Origin of the sequence: Metabacillus litoralis (genome assembly GCF_007994985.1) — a bacterium.
Taxonomy (GTDB): Bacteria; Bacillota; Bacilli; order Bacillales; family Bacillaceae; genus Metabacillus; species Metabacillus litoralis.
Map to the genome: position 1 here is coordinate 455826 of NZ_VOQF01000001.1, position 18195 is coordinate 474020.

An 18195-nucleotide genomic window follows, 5' to 3' on the forward strand; every position below is an offset into this window, starting at 1 on the left:
AAGGAGGTATACAGGTTTGAATTCAAAAGATAACGCGGTTTATGATTACTTTAATCGCCCACTGCGAGATTTAAGAATTTCCGTTACAGATAAATGTAATTTTCGATGTACGTATTGTATGCCAGCTGAAATTTTCGGGCCTGATTATCCTTTTTTAAAGAAAAATCAGCTATTATCTTATGAAGAAATAGAAAGATTAACGCAAATCTTTGTTACTTCCCTAGGAGTACAAAAGATTAGAATCACTGGTGGAGAGCCTTTAATGAGAAAGGATTTACCCCATCTCATTGAAAAGATTAATAAAATTGAAGGTGTAGAAGATATTGCCATGACAACAAACGGCTCACTTTTACCCAAATTTGCTAGTGACTTAAAATCTGCTGGCTTAAAACGTGTTTCTATAAGCTTAGATTCCTTGCAGGATAAAGTATTTGGAGAAATAAATGGTCGTAATGTTTCAGTTAAAACTGTATTAGATGGAATAGATGCTGCTGATAAAGCTGGTTTAAAAGTAAAAATCAATATGGTTGTAAAACGTGGTATGAACGAACATGAAATCATTCCGATGGCAAAATATTTCCGTGAAAGAGGACATATATTACGCTTTATTGAGTTCATGGATGTTGGTAACACAAACAAGTGGAATTTAAAGGATGTCTATTCCAAAAAAGAGATTATACAAAATATCCATCAAGTGATGCCTCTTGAAGCAATTGATCCTAATTATACTGGTGAAGTTGCATCTAGGTATCGCTATAGTGGATCACATGAGGAAATCGGGGTTATATCTTCTGTTTCAGATGCTTTTTGTTCTACATGTAATAGAGCTCGTCTTTCTGCTAACGGTATGTTGTACACATGTTTATTTGCTTCTATAGGACATGATTTAAGAGAGCCTATTAGATCAGGAGCATCAGATGATCAACTAAAAGATTTAGTCGAAAAAATTTGGTTTAACCGAAAAGATCGTTACTCTTTAGATCGAAGCGATTCTTCTAAAACTCGTAAAAAAATTGAGATGTCTCATATCGGTGGTTAGGGGGGAAGGTAAATGAGTTCGTGTAAAATTGATCATTCTTTAGAGGATGTTAAGAAAAAGCTAACAGAACAAATAGCATATCTACCTGAAGAATTAGCTACCAGTTGTTTAAACTATTTAAATTCCTCGCTTAAACAAACTGAATTAAATGAACTATTTCATTTATTAAAGAAATATGACTTAGCTTCAGATGAGGAAAAAAGAATACGTAATAAAAAACTTGAAGATTTGTTTCAATGAATAATTATTTCGAGATAACAAAAAGGACAGTAGCTTAATCTGTCCTTTTTTGTTATCTATTTAACCTTTAGTGTACAGGTAGATGTTTATGAGTATGATCATTTTTATTTCTCTCACGTCGTTGCTCAATTTTCATTTTTACATAAGGAAGTAGAATTCTATCTACACCGTAGAAGTAGCTCGCTGTCCCTACTCCTATTAGAATAATTGCAGCTGTATATAGTATTGGATTAGTGCTAACTGTTCCAGCAAGTAAAAAGTTGAGATTCATAAATCCTGCAGCAATTAATGCAGGTAATGTTGCAGCTCCTACTATTAAACCAACTCCCACTAATACCTCTCCCCAAGGAATTAATATATTAAATAATCCAGCATTAGGAAGTGCAAATTGTTCAAGAAATGTTGCATACCACCCTTGCACAGCTGGATGATCACCACTTGCTTTTGCTATTGCACCTTGTAAATAACCTGTGGCATCAAATTCCCCTGTCACCTTTGGAATTCCTGCCTTTAGCCATTGTACACCTAGCCAAACACGTAATATTGTCCATATGATCGCCATTTTCGGTCCTTTTATCATTTTCATCATGATCAGTCATCTCCTTAGATTTTTTGTGAATTACTTCACATATGAAACTAAATGAAGAAATCAGCTAGCTAGCTTTTAAAGTGAAAGTTTGTGAATGTTTTCACTAACTTTCTATACATTTAATTTACACCTTTTTCTTCAAAGTAACAATAGACTTCACAATCTGTTCAGAATAAAAAGAAAAATCCTCTTACTGTGATAAAACTCACTGATTTTCTCGTATATAAAGAATTTCCTTTATGATCCTTTTTAGTTTTGTTATCTCTTGTCTATACAAATCTGTATTCTAAAAATAACAAAATTTACGAAATAACAGCTATCTTTTAATATCTTTTTACATATAGTTAAAAAGATTAAGGCTGAAACATAAAATTAAGCTAATGTTTCTATTAATAAGTTAAGTAGGAAAAACAGGTTTGTCCCATTGCGCTGCAGACACTATTTCTTAAGAACAATTAGGCAAAAGATTAATGCAGTATTATATAAATGATGGAATTATTTCTTTAATTATGTCATTGCCTCTACTAAAAATATTACTTGTCTATGAAAACATGTTAAATAATCCAAACATTCTAATTGACAATTATTATTATAAAACATATAATTATCTCGAAGTTATAAATCTTTAAATCGAGATATATTAATTAAACAAAATATTGGAGGAATTTATTATGACTAATGCAAAATGGAATCTTGATGTAACACATAGTAGTGTTGATTTTTCTGTAAAACATATGATGTTCGCAACAGTTAAAGGTGGTTTCCAAAGCTTTGAAGCTAATATTGAAGCTAATCCAACAGATTTAACTACTGCAAGCATTTCTTTTTCTGTAGATTTATCAAGTGTTGATACTCGCAATGAAGATCGTGATAACCACTTACGTTCTGCAGACTTTTTTGATGTAGAAAATCATCCAAAAATGACATTCACAGCAACTAATATTGAGAAAATTGATGATAATGAGTATAACGTAACTGGAGATTTATCATTACATGGTGAAACAAAATCAGAAACATTTGTCGTTGCATTTGAAGGAACTGGTGTTGATCCATGGGGTAATGAAAAAGCAGGTTTCTCTGTAGATGGTAAAATTAAAAGAAGTGATTATGGCTTAACATGGAATGCTCCATTAGAAGCTGGTGGGGTTTTAGTTGGTGACCAAATTAAGATCTCTCTTCAACTTCAAGCTGCTAAAGAAGCATAAAATAAAAACTGGTGGGAGCTTACTCCCACCTTATTTATTTTCCTCAATATTTTTCCCATAAAAGATTTCATTCATTTCTTTTGTTAAATTATCAGTAATTTGTTCCTGTTCTTCCTTACTCAATTTATCCTTGGAATAACCAAACAGGTAATTATTTAGGTCGAATTTTTTAAGCTTACATTTTGTATGAAAAATATTTTCTTGATAAATATTTACATCAATCATATCAAATTCATTTTTCACTTCTTCTGGAATATAGTTCTGTATTGAGCTTATATCATGATCTATAAATAGCTTATGACCATTAATATCTCTCGTAAACCCTCTAACTCTATAGTCCATTGTCATAATATCAGTATCAAATGAATGAATTAAATAATTTAAAGCTTTTAATGGAGATATTTCACCACATGTAGAAACATCAATGTCAGCTCTAAACGTACTAATCCCTTCATTTGGATGATATTCTGGATATGTATGAACTGTTATATGACTCTTATCTAGTCCCATCACAACAGCAGATGGTAGTGGTCCTGGTGATTCATCATACGATTCATTTGGTACTTCTACTACTGGTCCCTCAGAAACTAAAATCGTTACACTTGCTCCTTGAGGAACATAATCCTGCTTTGCAATATTTAGTACATGTGCTCCAATAATGTCAGTAACTGATTCTAATATCTTAGTTAATCGATCTGCATTATATTGCTCATCAATATACTCTATATAAGCTTCTCGTTCTTCTTTTGTTTTTGTATAGCAAATATCATACATATTAAAGCTTAATGATTTAGTTAAGTTATTAAATTCATGGAGCTGTATGCGTTGTTCTGGTGTTAATTTCATTGTAAATCCCCCTTACAAGTTTTCCGATACATGTTTATACATTATTAACATACCCTTTTTTAAATAGGAAAAATCATTTTTTAGTTTGTTTGTCCACCAATGCTTATCTTGAATGGTTTCAAATAGATATTTATTAGTTATTAAAAAATGGATTTTTCCATTCCATTAAGGTTCCATAATTCAAAGAATCTTCATCTTCTAAATAATTAGGGATAATATGTAATGGAACTCTTCCACAGCGCAGTAAAAATGTGATGACAGGATCTTTCACCTTGCCCTTTACAACATTTTGTATATATTCTTCCGCCGTCATTTCATCAGCTTTTGCTTTATAGCCAGGCATCCTTCCTCCACCTAATAGCCTCTCTAGCTTTTTTTCAACAACAATATTATACATCGAAAACATTAGCCATTTTCCTAACCCTAATTGACGAAACTCAGGATTTACACTTATGTCGACTATATAGAGACTATTACCCAGCGGATTATGGTTTTTGATATAGCCATTATCCGTAATATCCTCCCATTTATGCTGTTTATGTTGTTCATTATAATTAATCATTAAACTTGTCATGGAACCCACCAATTGTCCTTTAATTTCGACACATAAAGCTCCTTCAGGAAATAAAGTTATGTGGTTAGTTAATTGCTCCTTATTCCACAACAATTCTGATGGAAAAGGTGGTGGAAAACATTTTTGTTGAATATGTATTAATTGATCAAAATCTTCCTTATTATAATTACGGATGATTGCTTTAACTGGATTGTTTTGATCAAAAACATATAGCTCTTTTTTGAACATAAACACCCTCTCCTTCTTTTCTTTTAGAAAGAGGATGATCCATAAGGGGTCTGACCCCAGCTCTTGAACCATCCTCTCTCTTCCTATTTAAATTTTATCTATTGCTTCTTCAATTGGTGTTTCTCCAGTGATAAGATCAAATGATTTATGAATCGTTTGATTATTCTTTATTACAGCTATAATTGTTTTTGCTACATCCGCTCTAGGTATTGCTCCTCTTTCAAGTTTTTCTCCGGCTTGAATTTTATTAGTACTATCTTCATTTAAAAGACCACCAGGACGAATGATGGTGTAATCTAAACTTGAATGCATAAGCATTTTATCTGCATAATGTTTAGCTGCATAATATGGTTTAAGACTACTATGCCAGTTTTCACGATTATTCGCTTGATGAGCACTTACCATCACAAATCTATTAACTACAGCTTTTTCTGCTGCTTCCATTAGTTTTACTGCACCATCTAAGTCAATCAACAATGTTTTATCTGAACCAGTACTTCCTCCAGAGCCTGCAGTAAAAACAATCGCATCCGTTCCAGCAACCACATTGTGTAGTTCTTCAACAGATCCTTCTAAATCTCCTACAACTGCTTCAATGTCTTTTCTTATCAACTCATCTGCTTGTTCTTGTTTTCTAACCATAGCACGCACAGAGAGTTCTTCTGAATTCTGAATTAATTCAACAAGATGCTTCCCTATCTGACCATTTGCACCAACAACTAATATCTTCATAAACAAAATCTCCCCTCTCTTCGCTTCTTTACTATTTCATTATTTCAAAAAAAAAGTTTGATTTCAAAATGTTTGCTTTTATATGTGCTCTTTTCTGAAGGATTGTTGTTAATTAACCTTTTTTCCTGTTAATAAAATGTGTGTATCCTAACAAAGGGACTTCCTAAGAAGAAAAGGTTCTACTAAGACTTAATACAGTGTTATTTCCTTAATATCTTAAGCAATAAGTTCGAAAACAGACTTTATAATTCATCGTCAGTTATTAATTTAAGAATATCTACTTCAATTTGTTTTCCATTTTGATTTTCTTTCAAATGATTAAGTAAAATTGAAAAAATAATGTTATCTCCATATTTATCCTTAGTATATCCTGACAAAGAACTCACATTTGTTAACGAACCTGTTTTAGCGTTTATGTTCCCTTTTAAACCCCCGTTTGTAAACCGTTTTGCAAGTGTGCCACCTACCAATTTATCATTTACTCCTGAAACAGGTAAAGAATGATAAAAATCACCAAACCATTTAGCAGCTTGTATATTATATAAAAGTTTAGTGATGATATCTGCTTCAACTAAATTCATATGAGAAACTCCTGAGCCATCTCTTATAACCATTTTCTGAACAGGAACTCCAAGCTTTTCTAGCACTTCAATATCAGCTTGTATTCCTGCACTCCAACTACCCTCATTTCCTTTTACTTTCCCCATTTCCTTTATTAGCACTTCAGCATGTGTGTTGTTACTTAACTTCATAAAAGGAACCATAAGTTCTGAAAGTTTAATTGACGAATGCTTTGTTAACAATTCAGACTTTATTGGAACACTTCCTATCCCAGTTTTTCCGATAAGTTTTATTCCATTATCTTTTAAGGATTTCTCAAACAAGGAAAGAGCATAATTTGAGGTATCCCAAACTGACACCCACTCTTTTAAAGTTTCTGTTTCAATTGGAATTTCTCCCTCTACTATTAACTCATTTGTCCCATGTTCACGAGAAATCTTTAATGAGTTTTTTTCTGAATTTGAAACAGTCGTAGCTAAATTATGTACCTTAAATAAGTCTAATTTAGGAAACACCTTAATGATAGGGTGTTCATTTTCTTTCTTAGCAGGTGTAATGTCAATTCTTATTGTTCCAGCATCATAATCTTCATCTGGCGCTGCTGTTAAAGCTGAAATTTGTGCCCCATAATATTCTGCTTCATCACTCCATGGTAAATCAATTGAGTAACGAACATCATCATACCAAGTATCATCACCAACTAAATCACCGCAAACATAATGAATACCTTTACTTTTTAATCTCTTAGCTAGCTGATCAAAATCCTTAGATAAAAGAGTTGGATCACCCTTTCCCTTTAAGTAAAGATTTCCTACTAATCCATTCCATTTTATAGCTCCATCTGTCCATATTTCCGTATCAAAACGATACTGAGGTCCTAAAAGCTCTAATGCTGCTGCTGCTGTAAATAGCTTCATATTAGATGCTGGCGTTAACCTTGTTTCTCCATTGTAAGAATATAATAATTGACCTGTGGATGCTGATCGAATACTTACTGCAGAAATCGATCCTTTTAATTTAGAATTTGTTCTTAAGTATTCAGTTAATTTATTATTATAATTTTGCTGGGGAACTGCTGCTTCAGTGGTGTTATCGAATTGAGGAGTTAAAAACAAGATGAATAATGTTAAGAAAAAAACATATTTTTGCATTAAAGAAGAGCTCCTTTCATTTATGGATCTCTTATAATCTTTTCGAACAGCTTCTTTACTATACAGCTAAAACTTAATTAGTTATGAACTAAGAAGACGAAAAAAATAGCTGATCTCTAGGATCAGCTGTCTGTTTATTATTAGTTACTTCATACAACTATTATTTTAATGCTAAGTTTTTAAACGCCTAGATTAAACGCGGTTAAATTCATCTGGATCTGGTCCAATACGTTTATCTTGATTAAGGGAACTGATTTTCTCCATATCTTCTTGAGTTAATTCAAAATCAAATATGTTTGCGTTTTCTTTAATACGGTGTGCTTTTACAGATTTCGGAATGGTTACCACTCCGTTTTGTAAATCCCATCTTAGAATAACCTGTGCAGTTGACTTGTTGTATTTATTTGCAAGATCTACTAGTAAAGGTTCATCAAGTAAACCACCTTGCATTAATGGTGACCACGCTTCAAGCTGTATACCATTTTGTTTACAGAACTCATGAAGAGCTGTTTGAGTTAAACGAGGATGATACTCAACTTGATTAACCATTGGTTTAATTTCACATGAATCAAAAAGATCTTGAAGGTGATGTTCCTTGAAATTACTTACACCAATCGCACGAACTCGGCCATCTTTGTAAAGCTTTTCTAATGCTTTCCACGTCTCAATATATTTCCCATGCTCTGGTACTGGCCAATGTACAAGGTAAAGATCAAGATAGTCCAATCCGAGTTTCTCCATACTTTCATCAAATGCTGCAAGGGTCTCTTCAAAGCCTTGGTTACCATTCCAAACCTTAGTTGTTATAAACAGCTCTTCTCTTGGAACACTGCTTTTTGCAATAGCACTTCCAACACCCTCTTCATTTCCGTAAATTGCTGCAGTATCGATACTTCTATATCCTGCTTCAATAGCAGCAGTAATAGAGTTTACAACTACTTCACCATCCTCAACCTGAAAAACTCCTAAACCAAACCATGGCATTTTCACACCGTTATGTAATGTTGTTGTACTTTGTAAACCATTCATCAATTTAGCACTCTCCTTCCATTCTTCTTTATTATCTTGCATCATTTCATTATTTATGAAAAGTATTTTGCTCATAAGAAGATGATGCTAAGAAATGCTAATAACATTCTTATCTCATCAAGCACCTGTTAGAATAGGAGATGCTTTTAGCTGACTAATTGGCTTGACCTAAAGAGATAAGGTCTGGAGCAATCCACTTTAGAGTCATAAAAGCTTACCTACTAAAAAGCCTATTATCAAATTTGATAATAGGCTTAGCGTTATATTGGATGTTAGTTAGTATCCAACATATGAAGCACCAATGATGATTAACAAGATGAATAATACAACGATTAAAGCAAAACCTGCTCCATAACCGTATCCGCCACCTGCAACTGCACCCATGATATCACCTCCATATTTTTATGTATTACTATATGTACGGAGGTCTCAGTTCGTTATGGTTAAATCTAAAATTTATAAAAATTCTATTTATCATTTATTTTTTGTAAAATAATATCTATGTATAGCATAAAATGGAGGTCGTTAAAATGTGTGGCCGATTTTCACTAGCAACAGATCAAGAAATTTTACAAGATCAATTTAATTTTATTTTAAATGATGAAATTCTTAACAGGTATAACATTGCTCCTTCGCAAAATGTGCTTGTTATTGGATCAAATGGCAAGGAGCGGGTCGGAACCAAGATGAAATGGGGACTTGTACCACCTTGGTCTAAAGACACAAAAATCTCCCATAAAATGATAAATGCTAGATCTGAGACGATCGATGAAAAAGTTAGTTTTAAAAACCCATTTCTAAGAAAACGCTGTTTAATATTAAGTGATGGTTTTTACGAATGGAAGAAAAATGGAACAGAAAAGCAACCATACCGCTTTAAAATGAAAAACAATCTTCCGTTTGCTTTTGCTGGATTGTGGGAGAGATGGGATAAGGGTGATACCCCTTTATTCACATGTACAATTATAACAACGAAAGCTAATGCACTAACTGAGGATGTTCATGATCGAATGCCCGTAATTTTACCAGCAGATTCTCACAACAAATGGTTAGATAGAAACTTTCAAGATATGAAACAGTTAAAATCACTTCTTATTCCTTATAATGAGGAAGAAATGGAAAAGTATCCTGTATCAAATTTAGTTAATTCTCCACACAACGATTCTGCAGAGTGTCTAGAAAGGTTAAATAGTTTGTAATATTCTCAGAGAAAATTACCCGCAAGTCTTCCTTATAGAACCTGAACCTAAAAAAGGTCGCTCATAAAAGAGCGACCTTTAATTAGTTTTAAAAGTTACCATCGTACCATTGTTTTGCCTGTTCAATTTCTTCTCGAGTTAATTGATGCCCAGCTTCTCCCCAATATTCTGTAACAGTTCCGTTCGCTGCACGTAATGTTTCTATTAATTCTTTTGTTTCTACTTTTGGAATAATTGGATCATTCAATCCTGCTCCAATAAAAACAGGTGTATTAGCTAAATTAGGAAGCTCAACTTCTCTAATTGGAACCATTGGATGTAATAAAATAGCACCTGCTAAAGCATTTTGATAGTGGTACATCATGCTAGCAGCAATATTAGCTCCATTTGAATATCCAATAGCTAAAACATTATTTCTGTCAAATTGATATTGGTTAGAGCATTCTTCTATAAAATCATGCAATTCCTTCGTTCTAAAAATCAGATCTTCTTCATCAAAAACACCTTCAGCTAGTCGACGAAAAAAACGTGGCATCCCATTTTCTAATATGTTTCCTCTTACACTAAGTACAGATGAATTAGGCGAAATCATTTCTGCGATGGGTAACAAATCACGTTCATTTCCACCTGTGCCATGCAATAATAACAAAGTTGGTGATTGCTTATCATTGCCTTCCTTAAATATATGTTCCATAAAACTACCTCCTAATTTTTCGTTTCTAATGGCTTTAGCTTTGCTTCAATTTCTTCTCTTCTACTCTCAAAATATGGTGGTAAAGCTAACTTTTCACCAAGGTGTTCAAAATCCTCATCACCTTCAAAACCAGGTCCATCTGTAGCTAGCTCAAATAATATACCATTTGGTTCCCTAAAATATAGGGAGCGGAAATAATAACGCTCTACAAAACCTGAGTTTGGTAAATGATGTTCATTTAGTTTCTCTACCCACTTATTTAGTTCATCCACATTTTCAACTCGAAATGCTACATGATGAACACTACCTCTACCAGGTCTTTCACGTTCCAACTCACTTTCTTCAATAAGGTGTATTTCTGCACCCGTTCCACCTTCACCTGTTTCAAAAACTCTTACAATCCTTTGATCTTCTACTCTTTTATAGCTTTCTATTTCCCGAAAACCCATTACATTTGTTAAAACATGAATCGTTCGTTCAGGACGAGAAACTGTTAATTGAACAGGTCCAAGTCCTACAATTCCATATTCTTTGGGAACAGGGCTCTTAACCCATGGTGTTCCTCCTGAGCCCCCAACATTTTTCTCATCTGACACAATAACCATACGTTGTCCTTCATGATCTCTAAAGAAAAGGGTTGCACGACCACTATCACTTTTAATTTCTTCATGTTCGATGTTCAATTCCTCAAATCTTTCTTTCCAATATTGAAGTGCACGATCAGTTTTCACCCTTAGAGAAGTTGATGTAATACTATTTGTACCAACATAGGTTCTGCCAGCACGAGGGATTTCAAAAAATGTCAAATCTGTTCCAGGATTACCCCTTTCATCTGCATAAAACAAATGATAAACTGATGTATCATCTTGATTAACTGTTTTCTTAACTAACCTTAACCCTAACACCTTCGTGTAAAAATCATAATTATCTTTTGCATTTGCTGTAATAGCAGATACATGGTGTATACCTTTTAATGATTTTAAATTCATAAAAAAACACTCCTTTATAAGGACCTAAATATCTCAGTTGTAATAATCTTGAATTCAAGATAAATTATAAAGAATAGGATGATTTCTGTCAACCAATGTTCTTTTTATGGTTTTGTTCTAAAAGAAGATCTAGCTGTTTTATATGATCGGACTTATATATAGCTACCGAAAGAGGAGTCTTGAAAAAGGGTTAACGAATTTTTTCATTCGTTAACCCTTTTTATTATGACTGAGTATATTGAGTGTTTTGTTGATAGTTTCTATAGCTTGGAATTTGATGAGATTGAGCTTGATTATTTATAAAATGTGATTGATCTTGTTGTTGAAAGTTTGAAAAATTAGTAGCTCCTTGTGATAGCTCCTGTTGCATTTGATTACATACATTTATAATATCCTGACATTGTTGAATTGCCTGGTTATGACCTTGTAAGCTTTGTTGAATCATTTGTACAGCTTGTTGTTCTCTTTGTAATAATTGCTGTAGCATTTGAGCATTTTGTTGCTCTTGCTGAAGCATTTCTTTATATTGTTGACTTCCTTGCTGCGTTTGTTGGATAAGTTGTTGAGCTGTTTGGCGACATTCATTAATTTGTTGCATTGCATGTTGTGGTGTATGCATAATATATTCCCTCCATGATTAAAAGTTATTATTATTGGTTATGATATATACTACTTTAATTGAGACTCCTTGTTAGCAAAGTGTTACTTGACCTATCATTAATAATGGAAGCAACAATACTACAAAAGATGTCTTATTGATTATGTTATAAACTACTTTGTTGAAAACCATTAATCATGCTTTTAGATATTGCTTGGTCAAAAACTGGTACTTGATAATAGCCTTTTTTATTCATATAAGTCCATGTTTCATAAGCTTGATCAGCACAATTTTTTGAACTTTGAATCATCATTTCCCGAATTTGAGAATCTGTACACTCAAGTGCAGCTTGCATCTTTAGAACAGATAATGCTTTGTGACTACCATTCATAGTTGATGAGATATCACGATCATTTAACTGGTTTATTGATGCATTTGGTGCCTCTGGTACTCTGTTTTTATTAACTCCGTAAATCGGTGTAACATCCATTCTCTGCTCTACATTAGGTAACTGATTTTTCGATGTTTTCTGTTGTAACGTAATGATAATTGAATTATACTCATTCGTCATAAATGACAATTGATTTTCCAAAATGTTTTTTAGCTCTTGATCTTGACAGTAAGGCTTATAAATTTGAAATTGATTAATCGAATTGATCATACAACTTAAGACTTCATTGATTTCAATTAATTCATGAGCACCCAGTTGAACCTGCATTGACTTCCCTCCTTTTTTGCACTTTTTGTAAAGCCAAATTTAAATTCCCACCAACTTATCAGAAATATTCATTTTATATAAACAATAAAAAACGAATATATTTACTCATTGTAAATAAACACTTTCACGTTTTGAGAAAAGATAACTATTCAAAGAGTAACCTTTAAATTCATTATGTAAAATGGAGGTGCTTAAACACGGTTCTTAAAGAAGTTAAAAAAGTGACTTGGGTATATTGCAAGAATTATTTTATAAACTTGTTAAGACAATCAGAGGTTCATTTATGTTGAATTGAGAATTATTGAAGTGTTTAAGAAATGATTGACATTGATAAAGAATTAGGAGTGATGACTACTTGATCTATTGTTGCTTCAATGTGGATTTCTTAACGAGGTAGAAATAGTAATAGGATCATTAATGTAGAGAAAATGAGAAGGAAAAAAATTCACATTCACAATTCTATAAATTATATTCAAACTTCATTATGAGAAACATGTACTGTTAAAGTTGATTTTCGCTACAGGATGCTCTTTCCGAAGGGCAAATTAGTGAATTGACCAACTGCAGAAGTCCGCACCTTTCGCTCCAATCAACCTTATATGACTTAAGTAGAGCCTTGACTCAACTAAATAGATATTCAACATGACCATTCGATTTAATAGAAACATGCAATACACTGTGATTTTCGATAATAGTAGATAAATAGAATTGGCTTCCATTCCAATTTAAATTCCAATTAACAGGTGCACTTGCACGTAAATGCATTAACTGTTGTTTATATACTTTATAATTTGTAGATAAAGAAAAATATTCCTCTTCAATTGCATACCATAATTCCTTTAAGAAGCTTTTTGCTAATAAAACATCTTTACTAGCTAAAATTTCATGAACAGGTCTGTATTTCTTCATTTTATTCCTCTCCCTTACTTTATACTTTAGAGAAGAAACGAAAAAAAAACTACCCTAAAATTGTTTCCAATCTTGAGTAGTAAACCATTAAGTGGTCTGTTTTTCGAAACATTATTGCTTGAAAACTTGGACGAAACAAGTGAGTATACAGCGTATCGTTACGTCTTGAATAGTAGTTCAAAAAACAACAATCTTAACAAAGGACTTAATGTACATTTTGTCTAAGATAGTGTTCCTCTTGGTCTCGTTCCATTTCTTTAATAGGTGATTTCTTATATCGACCTATAATAGTACTTGCAATAAAGATACAAAAAATCGATAATAATCCTTTATACCAACCGACTATTGCAACTGCAAACAGTATAATAAGAGAATCACAAACAAAAAGAACAATACCTCTATTTAGTCCAAATTTCTTATCTATATATAAACCTAAAATATGAATACCGCCTAATGATGAACCATTGTTTAGCACAAATGTAACACCAAATCCAATGAGTAGTCCAGCAATTACTGTTGCCAATATAATATTAATATCAAATGCAGGAATCCACAAATCAAGTCCTTCTCGAATAAATGAGATACCTGTAATAGATAACAGACTCGAAATTGTAAACCATTTACCAAGCTCTTGAATGGAAATAAAGAAAAAAGGCAGGTTTACAATAAAGAATAAAACACCCCAAGAAATGTTCGTGACATATGTTAGGATGGTTGCAATTCCAGCTGTTCCTCCAAAAGTTAATAAACTGTTTGAGAGAATTTTGATGCCTAAAGATGTAATAACCAATCCGAGTAATACAAAAAGTAATTTTTTTATGGTAGACATATCTTCCCCCCAGTTTACAATGTCTCCTATTAACTTATAACACCTAGCTTATAAAGGTCAATAAGCTGAGAATTATTCGGAATCTTACGTTTATTTGAAATAGAATGATAGTTTAGGGAATTTATGGATCTTCGAGAATGAGGGCTTAAAACTACAAAAAATAAACAAACCATCTAACTCAATTTGTTAGATGGTTTGTTTTTTCGGTCTTCTTATACTAAAGCTGCTAATTTCTCTTTTACTTGCTCTTCTGATAGTTCATGTTCTGTAACATAACGATTTCTTTCATGAACTCGACATTCATGACTGCAAGCTCTTAAGAATTTATGCTCATTTTCTTCTGAACAAAGAATTTTTTTATTACATGCAGGATTACCACAATTTACAAAACGTTCGCAAGGTTCTCCAGTATAATAATCTTTTCCTACTACGGTTGGTTCTACTCGGTTGACAGGTACAGTTAGCCGCTCATCAAATACATAGCATTGACCTTCCCAATCTTTTCCTTGAACTTCAGGATCCTTACCATAAGTAACAATTCCACCGTGTAACTGAGCAACATCATCAAACCCTTCTTTACGTAACCAACCAGAAAACTTTTCGCATCGGATTCCACCAGTACAATACGTTAAGATCTTTTTGCCTTCAAACTGCTCTTTATTTTCACGTATCCAATTTGGTAAATCTTTAAATGTATTAATATCAGGTAGGATCGCATTGCGGAAATGACCAACTGAATACTCATAGTCATTTCTTGCATCAATCACAACTGTATCTTCATCCTTCATTGCTTCAAGAAATTGCTTTGGGCTATAATATTTGCCTGTCAACTCCAAAGGATTAACATCTTCTTCTAAACGAAGAGTAACAAGCTCGGGACGATAACGAACCTTCATTTTTTTGAAGGCATGTCCTTCTTCTTCATCAATTTTGTAGATCATGTCTGCAAAGCGATCATCTTGTTTCATAGCAGCTATATACTGATCAGTTTGTTCAACAGTTCCAGAGATTGTCCCATTTATCCCTTCATCGGCAATCAAAATTCTCCCCTTTAACCCTAGGCTTTTACAAAATTCTAGATGCTCTTGGGTGAACTCTTCAGGTTGATCAATCGTAACATAATGATAATATAATAAAACTCGATATTCTTTTGACATATATTTCACCTTCTATATTATATTTGCAAGATATACATACAGAGATGGTTCCTTGCGTTTTTATCTTACATACTTATTAAAATGCAACATCTAATTAAAGCAGATTTTCTGAAAAATTTCAAATGAAACATACAATTGTAACAAAATCATCATATTTCTACCTTTCTCTTATAGTGATTATCTTTGTGATTAGTACTTTTGATTACTTCCTTAAATCTTGTTATGATGAATTAGACAAACATTTTGGTAGATGGAGTGATTTAATTGAAAATCATTAAATATATCGTCTTATTAGGTCTTTTATCGGGCTGTTCTTTAGGAGATTCTACTGAAAGCCAAAAAAATGTCACAGCTTCTGGCTCAGAAATAGAAATCTTAGCAAAGAACCTGGATATTCCATGGACAATTGCTAAACAAGATGAAAGCTTCTATCTAACACAACGCAGTGGGAAAATAATAGAAATCGATTCAGATAATAAGATTACACAAGAAGTAGCTGTTACGAAAAAGGTTCAACACGAGGGTGAAGGAGGTTTACTTGGATTTATCCTAGCCCCTGACTTCAAGACAACAAAGCAAGCATATGCATACCATACCTATAAGGAAAATAATCTACTTAAAAATCGAGTTGTCCTTTTAGAGAAACAAAATCAGACATGGGTTGAAAAGAAAGTCATATTAGAAGATATACCAGGTGGAGTCATTCATAATGGTGGAAGACTCAAAATAGGTCCTGATAACATGTTATATGCTACTACAGGTGACTCAGGTAATACTAGTTTATCTCAAGACAAAAACAGTTTAGCTGGGAAAATATTACGCATGACATTAGATGGTGGTATCCCAGAGGATAATCCATTTTCTAGCTCTTACGTTTATTCTTATGGACATCGCAATCCCCAAGGCTTAGTATGGGATGAAAAAGGTACTTTATATAGCACAGAACATGGACAGAGCGCTCATGACGAAATTAACTTAATAAAACCTGGATCAAACTATGGTTGGCCTGTCATTCAAGGTGATGAAAAAGCTCAAAATATGGAGTCACCTCTTTATCACACGGGTGAAGACACATGGGCACCTTCAGGTATTGATTTTTCTAACGGTAAACTGTACATAGCAACATTAAGAGGTGAAAAAATACAAAGCTTTGATTTAACAACAAAAGATGTTGATGTTTTGCATTCAAACAGTGGCAGAATGCGTGATATATTAATTAAAGATGATATTTTATATTCGATAACAAGTAACCGAGACGGTCGTGGAAGTCCTTCAAGTGATGATGATCTATTAATTAAATTAACAGAATTGAATCAAGAAATGTAGTTATAATGAATCCTCATCAATAATTTATTTCCATTCAAACTAGTTGAATGTGACAACTAAAACTACAGATGTAAAAAGAAAATTATTATGTACAGTCTAAATAGAAAAAAATCTCTCTTTATCAACAATAAATCTTGATAAAGAGAAATTTTTTTAAAACATTGGTACTGGAGGGTCTATACCTAATACAGGTTGACCGTCTATTGTTAACCAAATATAGTAGTGGTCAATTTCCGTGTTTAATCTTTTTTCAATTTTCCCAATAAGTGTTTCTTGAAATTCAAAACTCAATCTTGCTGTTTCTTCACCTAGAGGAATACCTTTTAAGCCTACTAAGTCTGCTATATATCTAGCATCTTCATAACTTACCTCAACATACTTATCATATTCTGGTAGATAAGCAGCTTTTGCTGGTGTTACAGTTATTAAAATAACAAAAAATAAAGCAGCAACTAATAATCCTAATTTTTTCATAAAATCACTCCTAATTCATCTGGGTTTGTATAGAAATAAACGCATCAACTACCTCTGGTGCATACATAGTACCTCGACAACGAATAATTTCTGATATAGCCTCTTCTCTTGATTTTGCTTTATGATATGGCCTGTCTGTTGTCATCGCATCGAATGAATCAACTACAGAAATAATCGAAGCTTCAATTTTAATATCATCACTTGTTAAACCATAAGGATAACCTTTTCCATCGTAACGTTCATGATGCTGCTCAACAATTTCACCAACATTTTTCAGCAAAGGAAGTTTCGTTTCTTCTAGTAACTGTCTACCATAGATTGAGTGACTTTTCATGATCATCCACTCTTCTTCTGTTAGTTCCCCAGGCTTTAGTAAAATATTTAATGGAATTTTCACTTTGCCAATATCATGAAAAAAGGAAGCCATATTTAATCGAAGTAATTGTTGTGAGTCTAACGCTAACTGCTCCCCTACTAGCATTGATAGTTTACTAATTCTACCACAATGATCACTTGTATAGCCATCCTTTTGTTCAATAGAGATAGCTAGTTTTACCAGATCCTTTGAAACTTGACTATAGCGATGAAACACTGGTTGTGATGTAACATACAAAAACTCTGCTGTACCAATTGATTGAAACAGATAATGTTCTGTCACAGGACCTCTATAAAAAGAATCTCCTGCTTTATATATCGTAAAGCCATCATTTGTTAATAGCTTTAGTTCACCAGATAAAATAAATATATATTCAAGTGCAATCCAACCTTCTTCAGGTTCTAGTCCCCATCTAGTATTTGGTTCAAGCTTATGATGGATAATTTCCGTAGAATCAGCTGAAGCAAGGAGAGATATGGTTAAACCTTTCATTTGGACGGTTTCGATAAAATCCTTTTTATTAGCTAATTCTTTCATATTACCTCACTTACTTTCTATTTTTCTTTTCACCATATTATATAAAATCAGTGATCTTTCGTATAGAGAAATTATGAAAAATGAATATTATACCATATCTATGATAAGAAAAATAGAAAATAATGCTAGTTTTTAACATTTTAATAGTCTAAAGTACCCTTTAGTCATTCACTCAATAAGACTCATATTATTTAA

Annotated in this window: 21 protein-coding genes; 5 read left to right on the forward strand and 16 right to left on the reverse strand. The window is 32.8% G+C overall.

Features of this window, described 5'->3' with window-relative positions:
* Positions 1 to 16 precede the first annotated feature (16 nt).
* Together moaA and FS935_RS02410 are read left to right on the forward strand one after the other, a co-directional pair.
* Positions 17 to 1039 (forward strand): GTP 3',8-cyclase MoaA, encoded by a 1023-nt coding sequence (gene moaA, locus FS935_RS02405; protein WP_146945924.1) that lies wholly within the window; start codon positions 17 to 19, stop codon positions 1037 to 1039.
* 12 nt (positions 1040 to 1051) lie between these two features.
* Positions 1052 to 1279 carry a group-specific protein gene (locus FS935_RS02410; protein WP_146945925.1) on the forward strand — a complete coding sequence of 76 codons (228 nt, stop codon included), beginning with the start codon at positions 1052 to 1054 and terminating at the stop codon, positions 1277 to 1279.
* A gap of 67 nt (positions 1280 to 1346) precedes the next feature.
* Here FS935_RS02410 and FS935_RS02415 read toward each other — a convergent pair whose 3' ends face one another.
* The gene (locus FS935_RS02415) at positions 1347 to 1865 is read right to left on the reverse strand and encodes a DoxX family protein (RefSeq protein WP_146946320.1); all 519 of its coding nucleotides are present in this window, start codon (positions 1863 to 1865) and stop codon (positions 1347 to 1349) included.
* Positions 1866 to 2539: 674 nt separating this feature from the next.
* On the opposite strand from FS935_RS02415, the gene FS935_RS02420 reads away from it, so the two are divergent.
* Positions 2540 to 3073, forward strand: a complete 534-nt coding sequence (locus FS935_RS02420) for a YceI family protein (protein WP_146945926.1) — start codon at positions 2540 to 2542, stop codon at positions 3071 to 3073.
* A gap of 30 nt (positions 3074 to 3103) precedes the next feature.
* Here FS935_RS02420 and speD read toward each other — a convergent pair whose 3' ends face one another.
* The 6 genes from speD to FS935_RS02450 form a co-directional block, all read right to left on the reverse strand.
* Positions 3104 to 3919: an adenosylmethionine decarboxylase gene (gene speD / locus FS935_RS02425; RefSeq protein WP_146945927.1), complete on the reverse strand. Its 816-nt coding sequence runs from the start codon at positions 3917 to 3919 to the stop codon at positions 3104 to 3106.
* 133 nt (positions 3920 to 4052) lie between these two features.
* Complete coding sequence (locus tag FS935_RS02430; RefSeq protein WP_146945928.1) at positions 4053 to 4721, reverse strand: GNAT family N-acetyltransferase; 669 nt, start codon at positions 4719 to 4721, stop codon at positions 4053 to 4055.
* Between the two features lie 87 nt (positions 4722 to 4808).
* Entirely contained in the window at positions 4809 to 5453 is a 645-nt protein-coding gene (locus FS935_RS02435) for an SDR family oxidoreductase (RefSeq protein ID WP_146945929.1), read from the reverse strand.
* Positions 5454 to 5695: 242 nt separating this feature from the next.
* Positions 5696 to 7165, reverse strand: a complete 1470-nt coding sequence (gene dacB, locus FS935_RS02440; RefSeq protein WP_146945930.1) for a D-alanyl-D-alanine carboxypeptidase/D-alanyl-D-alanine endopeptidase — start codon at positions 7163 to 7165, stop codon at positions 5696 to 5698.
* Between the two features lie 192 nt (positions 7166 to 7357).
* Positions 7358 to 8194, reverse strand: coding sequence for an aldo/keto reductase (locus FS935_RS02445; protein ID WP_146946321.1), 837 nt, complete (start codon positions 8192 to 8194; stop codon positions 7358 to 7360).
* A 276-nt stretch (positions 8195 to 8470) separates the two neighbouring features.
* Positions 8471 to 8578: a YjcZ family sporulation protein gene (locus FS935_RS02450; protein WP_146945931.1), complete on the reverse strand. Its 108-nt coding sequence runs from the start codon at positions 8576 to 8578 to the stop codon at positions 8471 to 8473.
* 146 nt (positions 8579 to 8724) lie between these two features.
* Between FS935_RS02450 and FS935_RS02455 the strand changes: the two genes are divergently transcribed.
* Positions 8725 to 9393 (forward strand): SOS response-associated peptidase, encoded by a 669-nt coding sequence (locus FS935_RS02455; RefSeq protein ID WP_146945932.1) that lies wholly within the window; start codon positions 8725 to 8727, stop codon positions 9391 to 9393.
* Between the two features lie 88 nt (positions 9394 to 9481).
* Here FS935_RS02455 and FS935_RS02460 read toward each other — a convergent pair whose 3' ends face one another.
* The 7 genes from FS935_RS02460 to trhO form a co-directional block, all read right to left on the reverse strand.
* Positions 9482 to 10087 carry an alpha/beta hydrolase gene (locus tag FS935_RS02460; RefSeq protein WP_146945933.1) on the reverse strand — a complete coding sequence of 202 codons (606 nt, stop codon included), beginning with the start codon at positions 10085 to 10087 and terminating at the stop codon, positions 9482 to 9484.
* 11 nt (positions 10088 to 10098) lie between these two features.
* The gene (locus tag FS935_RS02465; RefSeq protein WP_146945934.1) at positions 10099 to 11076 is read right to left on the reverse strand and encodes a ring-cleaving dioxygenase; all 978 of its coding nucleotides are present in this window, start codon (positions 11074 to 11076) and stop codon (positions 10099 to 10101) included.
* A gap of 223 nt (positions 11077 to 11299) precedes the next feature.
* The gene (locus tag FS935_RS02470) at positions 11300 to 11695 is read right to left on the reverse strand and encodes a hypothetical protein (protein WP_338036892.1); all 396 of its coding nucleotides are present in this window, start codon (positions 11693 to 11695) and stop codon (positions 11300 to 11302) included.
* Between the two features lie 145 nt (positions 11696 to 11840).
* Positions 11841 to 12392, reverse strand: coding sequence for a spore coat protein (locus FS935_RS02475; RefSeq protein ID WP_146945935.1), 552 nt, complete (start codon positions 12390 to 12392; stop codon positions 11841 to 11843).
* 621 nt (positions 12393 to 13013) lie between these two features.
* Positions 13014 to 13301, reverse strand: coding sequence for a hypothetical protein (locus FS935_RS02480; RefSeq protein WP_146945936.1), 288 nt, complete (start codon positions 13299 to 13301; stop codon positions 13014 to 13016).
* 205 nt (positions 13302 to 13506) lie between these two features.
* Positions 13507 to 14130, reverse strand: a complete 624-nt coding sequence (locus FS935_RS02485) for a YitT family protein (RefSeq protein ID WP_146945937.1) — start codon at positions 14128 to 14130, stop codon at positions 13507 to 13509.
* 212 nt (positions 14131 to 14342) lie between these two features.
* Entirely contained in the window at positions 14343 to 15287 is a 945-nt protein-coding gene (gene trhO / locus FS935_RS02490; RefSeq protein WP_146945938.1) for an oxygen-dependent tRNA uridine(34) hydroxylase TrhO, read from the reverse strand.
* Positions 15288 to 15551: 264 nt separating this feature from the next.
* On the opposite strand from trhO, the gene FS935_RS02495 reads away from it, so the two are divergent.
* Positions 15552 to 16613 carry a PQQ-dependent sugar dehydrogenase gene (locus FS935_RS02495; protein ID WP_146945939.1) on the forward strand — a complete coding sequence of 354 codons (1062 nt, stop codon included), beginning with the start codon at positions 15552 to 15554 and terminating at the stop codon, positions 16611 to 16613.
* A 153-nt stretch (positions 16614 to 16766) separates the two neighbouring features.
* Here the strand turns inward: FS935_RS02495 and FS935_RS02500 are convergent, their stop codons facing one another.
* Together FS935_RS02500 and FS935_RS02505 are read right to left on the reverse strand one after the other, a co-directional pair.
* Positions 16767 to 17087 carry an 8-amino-7-oxononanoate synthase gene (locus FS935_RS02500; protein ID WP_146945940.1) on the reverse strand — a complete coding sequence of 107 codons (321 nt, stop codon included), beginning with the start codon at positions 17085 to 17087 and terminating at the stop codon, positions 16767 to 16769.
* A 10-nt stretch (positions 17088 to 17097) separates the two neighbouring features.
* A complete protein-coding gene (locus tag FS935_RS02505) occupies positions 17098 to 18000 on the reverse strand; it encodes an HD domain-containing phosphohydrolase (protein ID WP_240050793.1) in 903 nt (300 codons plus the stop codon).
* Positions 18001 to 18195 lie beyond the last annotated feature (195 nt).

Bases quoted from the DNA above. Each gene is read 5' to 3' on its own strand.
- FS935_RS02410 (WP_146945925.1), top strand. From the start codon at position 1,052: ATGAGTTCGTGTAAAATTGATCATTCTTTAGAGGATGTTAAGAAAAAG.
- FS935_RS02415 (WP_146946320.1), bottom strand. From the start codon at position 1,865: ATGAAAATGATAAAAGGACCGAAAATGGCGATCATATGGACAATATTA.
- FS935_RS02420 (WP_146945926.1), top strand. From the start codon at position 2,540: ATGACTAATGCAAAATGGAATCTTGATGTAACACATAGTAGTGTTGAT.
- speD (WP_146945927.1), bottom strand. From the start codon at position 3,919: ATGAAATTAACACCAGAACAACGCATACAGCTCCATGAATTTAATAAC.
- FS935_RS02430 (WP_146945928.1), bottom strand. From the start codon at position 4,721: ATGTTCAAAAAAGAGCTATATGTTTTTGATCAAAACAATCCAGTTAAA.
- FS935_RS02435 (WP_146945929.1), bottom strand. From the start codon at position 5,453: ATGAAGATATTAGTTGTTGGTGCAAATGGTCAGATAGGGAAGCATCTT.
- dacB (WP_146945930.1), bottom strand. From the start codon at position 7,165: ATGCAAAAATATGTTTTTTTCTTAACATTATTCATCTTGTTTTTAACT.
- FS935_RS02445 (WP_146946321.1), bottom strand. From the start codon at position 8,194: ATGAATGGTTTACAAAGTACAACAACATTACATAACGGTGTGAAAATG.
- FS935_RS02450 (WP_146945931.1), bottom strand. From the start codon at position 8,578: ATGGGTGCAGTTGCAGGTGGCGGATACGGTTATGGAGCAGGTTTTGCT.
- FS935_RS02455 (WP_146945932.1), top strand. From the start codon at position 8,725: ATGTGTGGCCGATTTTCACTAGCAACAGATCAAGAAATTTTACAAGAT.
- FS935_RS02460 (WP_146945933.1), bottom strand. From the start codon at position 10,087: ATGGAACATATATTTAAGGAAGGCAATGATAAGCAATCACCAACTTTG.
- FS935_RS02465 (WP_146945934.1), bottom strand. From the start codon at position 11,076: ATGAATTTAAAATCATTAAAAGGTATACACCATGTATCTGCTATTACA.
- FS935_RS02470 (WP_338036892.1), bottom strand. From the start codon at position 11,695: ATGCATACACCACAACATGCAATGCAACAAATTAATGAATGTCGCCAA.
- FS935_RS02475 (WP_146945935.1), bottom strand. From the start codon at position 12,392: ATGCAGGTTCAACTGGGTGCTCATGAATTAATTGAAATCAATGAAGTC.
- FS935_RS02480 (WP_146945936.1), bottom strand. From the start codon at position 13,301: ATGAAGAAATACAGACCTGTTCATGAAATTTTAGCTAGTAAAGATGTT.
- FS935_RS02485 (WP_146945937.1), bottom strand. From the start codon at position 14,130: ATGTCTACCATAAAAAAATTACTTTTTGTATTACTCGGATTGGTTATT.
- trhO (WP_146945938.1), bottom strand. From the start codon at position 15,287: ATGTCAAAAGAATATCGAGTTTTATTATATTATCATTATGTTACGATT.
- FS935_RS02500 (WP_146945940.1), bottom strand. From the start codon at position 17,087: ATGAAAAAATTAGGATTATTAGTTGCTGCTTTATTTTTTGTTATTTTA.
- FS935_RS02505 (WP_240050793.1), bottom strand. From the start codon at position 18,000: ATGAAAGAATTAGCTAATAAAAAGGATTTTATCGAAACCGTCCAAATG.